The organism is Streptomyces sp. NPDC043876, assembly GCF_056435825.1.
The window spans coordinates 371,757-384,081 of the sequence record NZ_JBWKDV010000005.1; the positions used below are offsets into that span (position 1 = coordinate 371,757).

Annotated in this window: 9 protein-coding genes; 5 read left to right on the plus strand and 4 right to left on the minus strand. The window is 72.6% G+C overall.

What is annotated here, in order from left to right:
- Window positions 1-118: 118 nt before the first annotated feature.
- Entirely contained in the window at window positions 119-703 is a 585-nt protein-coding gene (locus AC0693_RS18950; RefSeq protein WP_356412059.1) for a DUF4365 domain-containing protein, read from the plus strand.
- Complete coding sequence (locus tag AC0693_RS18955; RefSeq protein WP_356412060.1) at window positions 703-1,971, plus strand: hypothetical protein; 1,269 nt, start codon at window positions 703-705, stop codon at window positions 1,969-1,971. The genes AC0693_RS18950 and AC0693_RS18955 overlap by 1 nt, the downstream gene beginning before the upstream one ends.
- A 9-nt stretch (window positions 1,972-1,980) precedes the next feature.
- Here AC0693_RS18955 and AC0693_RS18960 read toward each other — a convergent pair whose 3' ends face one another.
- Window positions 1,981-2,484, minus strand: a complete 504-nt coding sequence (locus AC0693_RS18960) for a GNAT family N-acetyltransferase (protein WP_478802348.1) — start codon at window positions 2,482-2,484, stop codon at window positions 1,981-1,983.
- A 144-nt stretch (window positions 2,485-2,628) separates the two neighbouring features.
- Here AC0693_RS18960 and thrS point away from each other — a divergent pair, with 144 nt between their 5' ends.
- The 3 genes from thrS to AC0693_RS18975 all read left to right on the plus strand — a co-directional run bounded on the left by thrS (window position 2,629) and on the right by AC0693_RS18975 (window position 5,762).
- The gene (gene thrS, locus AC0693_RS18965) at window positions 2,629-4,608 is read left to right on the plus strand and encodes a threonine--tRNA ligase (RefSeq protein WP_478802349.1); all 1,980 of its coding nucleotides are present in this window, start codon (window positions 2,629-2,631) and stop codon (window positions 4,606-4,608) included.
- Between the two features lie 104 nt (window positions 4,609-4,712).
- Window positions 4,713-5,273, plus strand: coding sequence for an HIT family protein (locus AC0693_RS18970; RefSeq protein ID WP_356412066.1), 561 nt, complete (start codon window positions 4,713-4,715; stop codon window positions 5,271-5,273).
- A gap of 45 nt (window positions 5,274-5,318) precedes the next feature.
- On the plus strand, window positions 5,319-5,762 hold the full coding sequence (locus tag AC0693_RS18975; protein ID WP_356412068.1) for a DUF3224 domain-containing protein: 444 nt from the start codon (window positions 5,319-5,321) through the stop codon (window positions 5,760-5,762).
- On the opposite strand, the gene helR is transcribed toward AC0693_RS18975, so the two are convergent.
- From helR to AC0693_RS18990, 3 genes are all read right to left on the minus strand, one after another.
- Window positions 5,746-7,905, minus strand: coding sequence for an RNA polymerase recycling motor ATPase HelR (helR, locus tag AC0693_RS18980; protein ID WP_478802350.1), 2,160 nt, complete (start codon window positions 7,903-7,905; stop codon window positions 5,746-5,748). The genes AC0693_RS18975 and helR overlap by 17 nt on opposite strands.
- A 237-nt stretch (window positions 7,906-8,142) precedes the next feature.
- A complete protein-coding gene (locus tag AC0693_RS18985; RefSeq protein ID WP_478802351.1) occupies window positions 8,143-9,804 on the minus strand; it encodes a hypothetical protein in 1,662 nt (553 codons plus the stop codon).
- A gap of 195 nt (window positions 9,805-9,999) precedes the next feature.
- On the minus strand, window positions 10,000-12,231 hold the full coding sequence (locus AC0693_RS18990; protein WP_478802352.1) for an elongation factor G-like protein EF-G2: 2,232 nt from the start codon (window positions 12,229-12,231) through the stop codon (window positions 10,000-10,002).
- Between the last annotated feature and the right edge of the window lie 94 nt (window positions 12,232-12,325).

A 12,325-nucleotide genomic window follows, 5' to 3' on the forward strand; every position in this document is an offset into this window, starting at 1 on the left:
TCCTTGGGGGGCCGCACGGATGAGCGGACGTCACCGCCATGGCACCGCCGTCGCGGCGCGGTTCCCCCGCCTCCACGAGCACAACGCCTCACGCAGAGCCCGAAAGGCATGGGGAGCCATGGCGCTCGCGCATCCCGAACCGGGTGGGGCGCTGCACGGGCGGACCGACCCGGCAACCGTGACCGGACCGCTGCGCGGCACACTCGCCACCACCGCCTGCATGGAGACCCTCCAGGTGGGCTACCTGCACGCCGTCGCCGCCGCGGCCGGTTGCTCCCTCTCCCAGCCCTTTCCGGACAACGGCATCGACTGGCACGTCAGCCACGGCTCGCCCGACCACGTCATCGACGACGAGGTCACCGTCAAGGTGCAGTTGAAGGCCACCTACCAGACCCCGCCCCGCCCGCCCGGACCGACCTTCGCCTTCACCCTGGACAACGAACACCTCGTCAAGCTCGCCCGGACACCGGCCGCGGTGCCCAAGATCCTCGTCGTGATGCTCGTGCCGCGCGAGCGCACGCAGTGGCTGAGCGCCGGGCACGACCGGCTCGACCTGCGGCACTGCTGCTACTGGACCAACCTGGCCGGCCACCCCGTGACCGGCCGGCGCCGGACCACCGTACGGATACCGACCGCGCGGATCTTCGACGACCGGGCGCTGTGCGAGATCATGACCCGGGTCGGGTCGGGAGGGACGCCCTGATGAACTGGCCGAACCTGGAACCGGCGCCGTCGCCCCCGTGCGGGGAGAGCGACGGGACGCAGACCCCGGACCCCGCGCAGGTGGACCCCGCGGTGCTCGCCGCACTCCTGCGGCGGCACGGCTGGCTGCGCCGCGGCGGCGCCACCGGGCGGTACGGGCGCTGGACGCCGCCCGGGCCCGCCGCCGGGACCAGCCTGCTCGTGCCCGAGGACCGGGCCTTCCCCGACTGCGCCGACCTGGTCGAGGAGGCGCTCACCGCGCTGGCGCGCAGCGGGCTGCCCTCGGCGCGCGAGGTGCTGTACGGGCTGAGCGTGCCCAGCGACGAGGTCCGCTGGACCCGGGAGATCCCCGGCGCCGACGGGGTCTACGGGCCCCGGGGCGAGGCGTCCTGGTCGGCCCAGGAACAGTTGCGCACGGCGGCCCGGCAGCTCCTGCTGGCCGGGGCGCTGGCCGACCGGGCCCGGGCCGGCTACCACGGCGCCCGGCACCGCGGCCAGGCCGAACGGGCCCTGGACGGGGTGCTGGTGGGCCCCGCCCCGGGCGGCCGCCGGCTTACCGCGTACGTACCGGTCGACGGCGGACGGGGGCCGGTGACCCGGCTGCACCACGCGCTGCACGCGGCCCGCGAGGCCGTGGACTACCGGCGGGCCACCGGTGGCATGGAGGCCTTCGACGCCGCTGTCGGGGCCGGGGTCAGCCGGGAGCTGGCGGAGGCGCTGATCGCCCTGGTCCGCGGTTCGGAGGGCGCCCGCGTCGCGCTGGCCTGGGCCCCGGCCGCCGGGGTCCCGGCGGGCTGCGCGGCCCGCCCGGAACCGGTGGAGTTCTCGCCGGGGGACCTGCCGGTGCTGCGCGAGGCGGCCGCCCGGTACACCCGGGAGGAGCCCGCCGTGCCGGTGCGGATCGCGGGGGCGGTGGTCGGGATGCGGCGTTCGGGGCCGGGGGGCGGGGGCACGGTCCGGCTGCGGGTGCTGTCGGGCGCGGAGGTCCCGTACGTCCGGACCGCGCTCGACGAGGAGGCGTACCGGGTGGCGGGCCACGCCCACCTGGCGGGGCTGCCGGTCCGGCTCAGCGGCCGGCTCCAGCGGCGCGGCGGCTTCCGGCGGCTGACGGACGCGGCGGAGGTGACCCCGGTCCGGCTGGACGAGGTCGAGCGCGACCGGCTGATGAAGTCCCTGTACGCGGACTTCCCGGCCGCGGACGGCCTGCCCTTCGTCGACCCGGAAGGGGATCCGCAGGACGCGGACCCGGACGCGGGGGCGGAGGGCTGAGGACGGTCCCTACGGACGCGGGCGGCGCGTGAAGGACGCCATCACCAGGCCCGGGACCGGCCAGAAGTCCGCGCCCCGGACGAAGCCCATGCGCGGGTAGAGGGCCATGGCGGGGGCGTTCGCGGCGCCGGTGGTGACCCGCACGACGCGGTGGGGCAGCAGGTCGTTCAGCAGGTGCCGCAGCAGCAGCGAGCCGACCCCGCGGCGGAACCAGGCGGGGTCCACGCACAGCCGGTCGATGGAGACCACCTGCTCGTCCTCCCGTTCCGGCTCCTCCCAGGCGAGGAACCCGGCGGGATCGCCTGCCGCGGACACCGCGCCGAGCCAGTTCAGCGGCCGGGCCCGCAGGTCGGCCAGGCTCTCGCGCAGCGCCGGGATGCCGTCGAAGCCGATCAGCTCGGCTTCCACGGTGTAGGCGGCCAGGCCGATCCGGTGCACCGCCGCGGCGGTCGCGTCGTCGGCGAGGTCCAGCGGGCGGATGTGCGGGGCAGCGGCGGGCGGGGTGTCGGTCATCCGCCCACCGTACGTCGGCCGCGGGGCCGGGGAAGGGGCGGCTGGGGGAGGGGCCCGTTAACCGTTTAGCGGCTGAGCGGTCCGGCTCGGTACGATTCAGACGCGCAGTGTTCGCTCGCGCACCCCCTGAGTCAGGAGAGACCGGTGTCAGACGTCCGTGTGATCATCCAACGCGATTCCGAGCGGGACGAGCGCGTGGTGGCCACGGGCACTACGGCGGCCGACCTCTTCCCCGGTGAGCGCACCGTCGTCGCGGCCCGCGTCGCGGGTGAACTGAAGGACCTGTCGTACGAGGTCCGGGACGGCGAGACCGTCGAACCGGTGGAGATCTCCTCCGAGGACGGCCTGAACATCCTGCGCCACTCGACCGCGCACGTCATGGCGCAGGCCGTGCAGGAACTCTTCCCCGAGGCCAAGCTGGGCATCGGCCCGCCGGTCCGGGACGGCTTCTACTACGACTTCGACGTCGAGAGGCCCTTCACCCCCGAGGACCTCAAGGCCGTCGAGAAGAAGATGCAGGAGATCCAGAAGCGCGGTCAGCGCTTCTCCCGCCGCGTCGTCACCGACGAGGCGGCCCGCGAGGAGCTGGCGCACGAGCCGTACAAGCTGGAGCTGATCGGGCTCAAGGGCTCGGCCGCGACCTCGGACGACGGCGCGGACGTCGAGGTGGGCGGCGGCGAGCTGACCATCTACGACAACCTCGACGCCAAGACCGGCGACCTGTGCTGGTCGGACCTGTGCCGCGGCCCGCACCTGCCGACCACCCGCAACATCCCGGCGTTCAAGCTCATGCGCAACGCCGCCGCCTACTGGCGCGGCAGCGAGAAGAACCCGATGCTCCAGCGCATCTACGGCACCGCGTGGCCGTCGAAGGACGAGCTGAAGGCCCACCTCGACTTCCTCGCCGAGGCCGAGAAGCGCGACCACCGCAAGCTCGGCGTCGAGCTGGACCTCTTCTCCGTCCAGGACGAGATCGGCTCCGGCCTCGCCGTCTTCCACCCGCGCGGCGGCACCATCCGCCGGGTGATGGAGGACTACTCGCGCAAGCGGCACGAGGAAGAGGGCTACGAGTTCGTCTACACCCCGCACGCCACCAAGGGCGCCCTCTTCGAGAAGAGCGGCCACCTGGACTGGTACGCGGACGGCATGTACCCCCCCATGCAGCTCGACGGTGGTACCGACTACTACCTCAAGCCCATGAACTGTCCGATGCACAACCTGATCTTCGATGCGCGCGGCCGGTCCTACCGCGAACTGCCGCTGCGCCTCTTCGAGTTCGGCACCGTGTACCGGTACGAGAAGTCGGGCGTCGTGCACGGCCTGACCCGCTCGCGCGGTTTCACCCAGGACGACGCGCACATCTACTGCACCAAGGAGCAGATGGCGGAGGAGCTCGACCGCACGCTCACCTTCGTGCTGAACCTGCTCCGCGACTACGGTCTGACCGACTTCTACCTGGAGCTCTCCACCAAGGACCCGGAGAAGTTCGTCGGCTCGGACGAGGTCTGGGAAGAGGCCACCGAGACGCTGCGGCAGGTCGCCGAGAAGCAGGGCCTGCCCCTGGTCCCGGACCCGGGCGGCGCCGCGTTCTACGGCCCGAAGATCTCGGTCCAGTGCCGTGACGCCATCGGCCGGACCTGGCAGATGTCGACCGTGCAGCTCGACTTCAACCTGCCGGAGCGCTTCAACCTGGAGTACACCGGCCCCGACGGCACCAAGCAGCGGCCGGTCATGATCCACCGCGCCCTGTTCGGTTCCATCGAGCGCTTCTTCGCGGTGCTGCTGGAGCACTACGCGGGCGTCATGCCGCCGTGGCTGGCCCCGGTGCAGGCGGTCGGCATCCCGATCGGCGACGCGCACATCGAGTACCTCCAGGAGTTCGCCGCCGAGGCGAAGAGGAAGGGCCTGCGGGTCGAGGTGGACGCCTCCTCCGACCGGATGCAGAAGAAGATCAGGAACCAGCAGAAGCTCAAGGTTCCGTTCATGATCATCGTGGGCGACGAGGACATGGCGGCCGGTACGGTCTCCTTCCGCTACCGCGACGGTTCCCAGGAGAACGGCGTGCCCAAGGCCGACGCCCTGGCGAAGCTGGTCAAGGTCGTCGAGGACCGCGTCCAGGTCTGAGCCCGCGCCCGACGGGTACGGGGCCGGACCTGACGGGTACGGACGGGGCCCCCGGGAAGTGATCGCTTCCCGGGGGCCTTCCTCGTTCCCGCGGGCAAGGTCATATGCTGCATCCCATGACGAGTGAGCCGGAGCAGCAGATCGGTGTGGGCACGCAGGACGCGTTCCAGCGGCTGTGGACGCCCCACCGGATGGCGTACATCCAGGGGGAGAACAAGCCGACCGGCCCGGAGGCCGGTGACGGCTGTCCCTTCTGCGGGATTCCGGAGATGTCCGACCAGGACGGTCTGATCGTCGCCCGCGGCCGGCACGTCTACGCCGTGCTCAACCTCTACCCGTACAACGGCGGGCACCTCATGGTCGTCCCCTACCGGCACGTCGCCGACTACACCGAGCTGGACGGCCCCGAGACCGCGGAGCTGGCGGACCTCACCAAGCGGGCCATGGCCGCGCTGCGCAAGGCCTCCGGAGCGCACGGCTTCAACATCGGGATGAACCAGGGCGCCGCGGCCGGAGCCGGCATCGCCGCGCACCTGCACCAGCACATCGTGCCCCGCTGGGGCGGCGACACGAACTTCATGCCGGTGGTCGGACACACCAAGGTGCTGCCGCAACTCCTCGCCGACACCCGGCAGATGCTCGCCGACTCCTGGCCCGTCGACTGAGACGCTCCGGGGGCCGTTGTCAGTGGGCGGCGCTACGGTCGGAGCATGAGAGCCACCGCGACCTTCACCGTCACCTCGTTCGTCCCGACCGGGCTGGAGCCCGCGCCAAGCGTGGCCACCGGGCTGCCGGTCGGTGTGGCCACCATGGAGAAGCGGGTCGAGGGAGAGGCCTCGGGGCGCTCGTCGACCCTGTTCACCGCCGCCTTCGACCAGGCGACCGGCACCGGTACGTACGTCGCCATGGAATCCTTCGAAGGGTCCCTGCACGGGCGCGAGGGCTCCTTCAACTTCGTGCACTCGGCCACCACGACCGGCAGTGACCGCACCGCGGAGTTCTTCACCATCGTGCCCTCCAGCGGAACCGGCGAGCTGACCGGGATCACCGGCGCCGGCGGGCTGGCCGTCGACCCGGACGGCACCCACCGCCTCTGGTTCGACTACCAGCTGGGTCAGCCCGCGCCGCGTCCCCGCGTCAGCTCGTCAGGATGACCAGCTGACGGGTCGCGCGGGTCATCGCGACGTAGCGGTCGACGGCTCCCTCGATGCCCGCGCCGAAGGTCTCGGGGTCGATCAGGACGACCAGGTCGAATTCGAGCCCCTTCGACAGCTCCGGCGTCAGGGACCGGATCCGTGACGTGCCGCGGTCGGCCGTAGCGGCGCCGTCGGCGCTGATCACGCAGGCGGTGCCCTCGGCGTACTCGGCCAGCCAGCCGTCGAGCACCGCGTCCAGGTCCGCGACGGATCCGTGCACGACGGGAAGGCCGCTGCTGCGGATCGAGGTCGGCACGTTGGCGTCCGGCAGTGCGGCCCGGATGGCCGGTTCCGCTTCCGCCATGACCTCCTCGGGCGTCCGGTAGTTGACGCTCAGGGACGCCACGCTGATCCGGCCCAGCCCGGCGCGCTCCAGCCGCTCCCGCCACGACTCGGTGAAGCCGTGCCTGGCCTGGGCGCGGTCCCCGACGATGGTGAAGCTCCGGGACGGGCAGCGCAGCAGCAGCATCTGCCACTCGGCGTCGGTCAGTTCCTGCGCCTCGTCCACGACGACGTGCGCGAACGGCCCGGCGAGCAGGTCGGGTTCGGTGGTGGCCAGGGCGCTCTCGTCGATCAGCGTGTCCTGGAGGTCCCGCCCGTGCAGCATCCCGAGCGCGCCCTCGCTCTCGTCGATCACGGTGTTCTGCAGCAGGCTGTCGATGGCCTCGGCCCGGCGCGCGCGTTCCGCGGCGACGGCGGCTTCGTTGCGGCGCCTGCGCCGGGACGCCTCGGGGTCGCCGAGCCGCTGGCGCGCCGCGTCCAGGAACGGCAGGTCGGACACCGTCCAGGCCCGGGCGTCCGCGCGCCGCAGCCGGCGTACGTCCTCCGGGGCGAGCCAGGGCGCGCAGCGGCGCAGGTACGCCGGCACCGACCAGAGGTCGGCGACCAGCTCGGCCGGGTCGAGCATCGGCCACGCCCGCTCCAGGGTCCCGATGAGGTCCCGGTCCTGGAGGAGCGAGCGCCGCAGGAGGTGGGGCGCGGCCCCGCTGTCGTCCTTGTCCGCCAGGATCGTGAGCAGCTCCTCCAGGATCTGTTCGCGCGCCTCGTTGTGCGGGGTACCGGGCTCGACCGCGTCGAAGGCGGCCGCCCAGTCCTCGGGGCCGAGCCACAGGTCGGACCAGTGGGTCGAGACGGTCATTCCCTCGGTGGGCGGCTCCTCGTAGAGGCGGACGGCCGGTTCGACCGCCTTCACCAGGTCGGCCGACGCCTTCAGGCGGGCCACCTCCGGGTCGCTCTCGGCCGTCGCCGCCGCTCCCTCGGGGATGAGGTCGCGCAGGGTGCAGGTCCGCACGCCCTCCTCGCCGAGGCTGGGCAGGACGTCGGCGACGTACGCCAGGTAGGGCTGGTGCGGACCGACGAAGAGGACGCCGCCGCGGCGGTGCCCGAGGCGGGGGTCGGAGTAGAGGAGGTAGGCGGAGCGGTGCAGGGCGACGACGGTCTTGCCGGTGCCGGGACCGCCGTCGACGACGAGGGCACCGCGGGAGCCCGCCCGGATGATCTCGTCCTGGTCCGCCTGGAGGGTGGCGAGCACGTCGCGCATCCGCTCCGAACGGTGGCCGCCCAGACCGGCGATGAACGCCGACTGGTCGTCGAGCGCGGCGTGCCCTTCGAGGCCCTCGGCGGTGAACACCTCGTCCCAGTAGTCGCTGATCCGGCCGCGGGTCCAGCGGTAGCGGCGGCGGCTCGCCAGTCCCATTGGGTTGCCGTGGGTGGCGGCGAAGAACGGCTCGGCCGCGGGGGAGCGCCAGTCGAGCAGCAGCCGGCGGCCCTCGGCGTCGGTCAGGCCGAGGCGGCCGATGTAGACGGGTTCGGAGCGGTCCGCCGGGACGATGCGGCCCAGGCACAGGTCGAGACCGAAGCGGCGCAGGGTGCGCAGGCGGGAGGTGAGGCGGTGGATCTCCGCGTCCCGGTCCATCGCCGCCCGGCCGATGCCGCCGGGGGCCTTGCGCGCGGCCGAGAGCAGGCCGGACAGCTCGGCGATGGTCTGTTCCAGGCTCGCCGAGAGGGCGGCGAAGTGCCGTTCGTCGCCGCCGGTCAACTCGGGGTCGGCCTTGGGGGCGAGGTGGCCGGGCAGGTCGAACGCACGGGTGGTCAGGGGCATATGCGGATGCACGTGGTGAATCTCCCAATTCAGCAGGATCTGGCCTCGGCCCGCGATTCTGCCCCAGCACGGGGGCCTTGCCGCAAGCCCCCCGGTGCGCTATAAGTTAGGAGTGGCAAGGAGTGGTTTCACCTCCTTGCCTTTTCGTTTTTCCGCTGTCTGCCCTCAGCGCATGCCGCGCCGCCCCGACCCGGGGTGCCGGATCGGGGCGGCGCGGGGCGGCCGCCTGCGCGGGTGTCAGGCGTCGTAGACGTCGGCCTTGCGCGGTGCGGGGTCCTGGACCATCCCGCTGACGATCATCGAGCGGTTGGCGAAGCGCTCCGTGTCCACGCCGTTCTCGTCCAGTACGCGCATGGCGGCCGCGTGCACCGCGCGCAGCACCGGCGTGGCCGTGCGCATCGCGTCGTCCGCCATGAAGCGGTGGCGCCACATCGAACCCGCCCACACGTGCCGGACGCCGAACGGCTCGGGCAGGACCAGCTTGCCGCCCAGGTAGTCGAGCAGCGGCGGGTACCAGCCGAAGGAGGCGCGGACGGCGAGGCGCACCACCTCCGAGGCGTCCACCAGCGCGTGCGTGCGCTCCACGGTCTCCCAGAACCGGACGGTCTTGGCCACCTCGGTGGTCTTGGGGGCCGACTTGGTGGTGAACAGGCCGTGCACCGGGCCGAGCGAATGGGCGGTGACGTCCACGCGCAGGGTCTTGTAGAGCACGGTGACGGTGACCATCATCGTGATCACCAACTGCCCGTCCCACAGCGGCCACTGGACGCCGAGGTAGTGCCGGTTGCCCGCGCCGAACTGCTGCTCGTTGCAGATCCGGGTGATCTCGTGCTGCTTGATGAGGAAGGCATCGACGGTGTCGCCGGAGGGGCGGGCCACCTCCGTGGCGCCCTCCCCGACGGGGGTGACGATCCAGTGGGTGAGGGAGGGCGCGGGGAAGCCGCCGGTGTGCAGGGGGCCCCGCTCCAGCATGCGCAGCTGGTCGTGGATCGCCCGGATCACGTCCCAGCTGCGGAAGGGGTGGATCTCGGCGCCCTCGGTTTTCGGGGCGAGGTCCTCGGCCAGCTGCCAGCTGCCCCACCGGGTGCCCATGCCGAGGATGCCCTTGGGGCCGGCGTAGAAGACGGAGTTGCTGCGGCCCTCGGCGGTGAGCTTCGCGAGCTGGTGGCGCAGGTCCTCGCGGGACTTCTCGTCGGGGTTGCCGGGAACCGCCTCCGGGATCTTGGCGCCGACGGCGGCCCCGCCCAGCAGGCCGTCCCAGCGGGCGCGCATGTCCTTGGCGGACGCTTCGGCGATGCGGGAGGCCAGCAGCCAGCCCGCGGCGGGCGCGATGATCATCGCGCGCAGGTAGAGGCCCCAGAATCCGCTGAAGGGCAGCCGGAACATCAGCACGGCCAGGACGAGCGCGACGAAGACGAGGAGCGCGGTGCCCACCCAGGACCGCTTGCCGTCGCCACCGAGGGACTTGCGCAGCTGGAACAGGCCCAGCCACAGCAGCAGTCCGGGCAGGAAGGGCAGTCCGCAGACCAGCATGATCAGACGGAGCTTGCCGTCGCGCTCCTTGCGCAGGCGCGAGGCGGCCAGGCAGTGCTCGACCACCGTCTGCGGGTCGGCCCCGAAGGACTGGATCAGCGGTTTGCGGCCCGCTCCGAGCATGCGGGTCTCGACGGCCCGGCAGAACGCCTCGCCGAAGTTGGGCTCGAAGAGGGACAGCTTGCCCTTCTTCACCGTGGACTCGTAGTGCTCGTTGTTCGCTTTGAGTATCTCGTCGGGTTTTCCGTCGCGGTAGGCGGCGGACGCCAGCGCGTTGGTCGCCGCGGTCTGGCCGCCACCGCCCTGGAGGGGTACCTGCGCCCCCGGCCTGAAGTCGAAACCGTCGTCCGCCACCGCTGCCCCCATCGCTGTGCCCTCGTGCCGTGCCCGGAGTCCCGCCACCGGCGCGCTGCCGTCCGGTGTCCCGCTTACCTGGTGTTCTGCCCCGCCCCACCGAGCCTGAAAGAGCCTAGCGAGGGTCGTCCCCCGATGGTCATGGGACAGGGAAATACCGCCCACCGCAAGCGGGTTGGATGGGCGGCATCCCGGGCGTTATGTGAATCAGCTTCCCTTCTCCCCCTGTTCGCGCATCTTGTCCGCGAGCTGAGGCGGCATCGGCTCGTGGCGGGCGTACGTACGGCTGAAGCCGCCGGTGCCGTGGGAGACCGAGCGCAGCTCCACGGCGTAGCGGCCGATCTCGATCTCCGGGATCTCCGCGCGGACCAACGAGCGCCCCGGGCCCGCCGGTTCGGTGCCGACGACCCGGCCGCGGCGTCCGGCGAGGTCGTTCATGACCGGGCCGACGTAGGCGTCGGGGACCGAGACGGTCAGTTCGGCGACGGGTTCGAGGAGGTGGACGGGGGCGTCCGCGGCCGCCTCGCGCAGGGCGAGGGCGCCCGCGGTCTGGAAGGCCGCGTCCGAGGAGTCCACGGAGTGCGCCTTGCCGTCGCGCAGCGTGATCCGTACGTCGACCAGCGGGTACCCGGCGGCCACCCCGCGGGCGGCCTGGGCCCGTACGCCCTTCTCGACGGACGGGATGAACTGGCGCGGGACCGACCCGCCGACGACCTTGTCCACGAACTCGATGCCGCTGCCCACCGGGAGCGGCTCGACCTCGATCTCGCAGATCGCGAACTGGCCGTGCCCGCCGGACTGTTTGACGTGCCGGCCGCGGCCGGTGGCCTTGGCGCCGAAGGTCTCGCGCAGGGCCACCCGGTGCGGCACGGCGTCGACCCGGACGCCGTAGCGGCTGCGCAGCCGTTCGAGGGCGACCTCCTGATGCGCCTCGCCCAGGCACCACAGGACCAGCTGGTGGGTGTCCGGGTTCTGCTCCAGGCGCATGGTGGGGTCCTCGGCGACGAGCCGGGCGAGCCCCTGGGAGAGCTTGTCCTCATCCGCCTTGCCGTGCGCCTCGATGGCGAGCGGGAGCAGCGGGTCGGGCATCGCCCAGGGCTCCATCAGGAGGGGGCGCGCCTTCGCGGAGAGGGTGTCGCCGGTCTCGGCGTGCGTGAGTTTGGCCACGCAGGCCAGGTCGCCCGCGATGCAGTGGGGCAAGGTGCGCTGCTGCTTGCCGAAGGGGGCGGTGAGCGTGCCGACGCGCTCGTCGGCCTCGTGCAGATCGCGGGGGGCGGCCCCGTCGCGGCCGGGGAAGTGGCCGCAGACGTGCAGCGTGTCCTCGGGGCGCAGGGTGCCGGAGAAGACCCGGACGAGGGAGACCCGGCCGACGTAGGGGTCGGAGGAGGTCTTGACCACCTCGGCGAGGAGCGGGCCGTCCGGGTCGCAGGTGAGGGCGGGCAGCGGGGCGCCGCCCGGGTCGGTGACGGCGGGGGCGGGGCGTTCGAGGGGGGTGGGGAAGCCGCCGGTGATCAGTTCGAGGAGTTCGACCGTACCGAGGCCCTGGCGGGCGCCGTCGGCGGCGGGCGCGGCCATCAGGACGGGATGGAAGGTGCCGCGGGCGACGGCGCGCTCCAGGTCGTCGACGAGGGTCTTGACGTCGGTCTCCTCGCCGCCGAGGTAGCGGTCCATGAGGGTCTCGTCCTCGCTCTCGGCGATGATCCCCTCGATCAGGCGGGCCCGGGCGCCGGTGATCAGGTCCAGCTCGGCCGGATCGGGGTCGCGCTCCACGCGCTCGCCGGAGGTGTAGTCGTACACGCGCCGGGAGAGCAGCCCCAGCAGTCCGGCGACGGGGGCGTGGCCGTCGGGTCCGGCGGGCCCGTGCAGTGGCAGGTACAGGGGGACGACGGCGTCGGGATCGTCGGCGCCGAAGGTCTCGCCGCATGCGGCGGCCATCCGGTCGTAGTCGGCGCGGGCGGCCTCCAGGTGGGTGACGACGATGGCCCGGGGCATCCCGACGGCCGCGCACTCGTCCCAGACCATCCGGGTCGCGCCGGACAGCCCCGCGCCGTCGGCGCCGTCCCCGGCGGACTCCCCGGCCGAGACGACGAAGAGGGCCGCGTCCGCCGCGCGCAGACCGGCCCTGAGTTCTCCGACGAAGTCGGCGTATCCGGGGGTGTCCAAGATGTTGATCTTGATGCCGTCCCAGGCGACGGGGACGAGCGAGAGCTGGACCGAGCGCTGGCGGCGGTGCTCGATCTCGTCGTAGTCGGAGACGGTCGCGCCGTCCTCGACCCGGCCCGCCCGGCCGACCGCCCCGGCGGTCAGGGCGAGGGCTTCGGCCAGCGTCGTCTTGCCCGCTCCACTGTGGCCGACCAGCACCACGTTGCGTATCGACGAGGGGCGGTCGGCCGTCAGTGCCCTGCCGGCGGCCCCGGACTGCTGCGTCTTGTCACCCATGGTTCTCGTGCCTCCCGGTAGAACGGCGAGGTGGGGTCCTTCGAGCTTTGCACCGGCGTCACACCGCGTCCATACGTCGTGTCCGGCCACGGCC

Coding starts and splice junctions, on each gene's coding strand:
- AC0693_RS18950 (WP_356412059.1), top strand. CDS start 119: ATGGCGCTCGCGCATCCCGAACCGGGTGGGGCGCTGCACGGGCGGACC.
- AC0693_RS18955 (WP_356412060.1), top strand. CDS start 703: ATGAACTGGCCGAACCTGGAACCGGCGCCGTCGCCCCCGTGCGGGGAG.
- AC0693_RS18960 (WP_478802348.1), bottom strand. CDS start 2,484: ATGACCGACACCCCGCCCGCCGCTGCCCCGCACATCCGCCCGCTGGAC.
- AC0693_RS18970 (WP_356412066.1), top strand. CDS start 4,713: ATGCTGCATCCCATGACGAGTGAGCCGGAGCAGCAGATCGGTGTGGGC.
- AC0693_RS18975 (WP_356412068.1), top strand. CDS start 5,319: ATGAGAGCCACCGCGACCTTCACCGTCACCTCGTTCGTCCCGACCGGG.
- helR (WP_478802350.1), bottom strand. CDS start 7,905: ATGCCCCTGACCACCCGTGCGTTCGACCTGCCCGGCCACCTCGCCCCC.
- AC0693_RS18985 (WP_478802351.1), bottom strand. CDS start 9,804: ATGGGGGCAGCGGTGGCGGACGACGGTTTCGACTTCAGGCCGGGGGCG.
- AC0693_RS18990 (WP_478802352.1), bottom strand. CDS start 12,231: ATGGGTGACAAGACGCAGCAGTCCGGGGCCGCCGGCAGGGCACTGACG.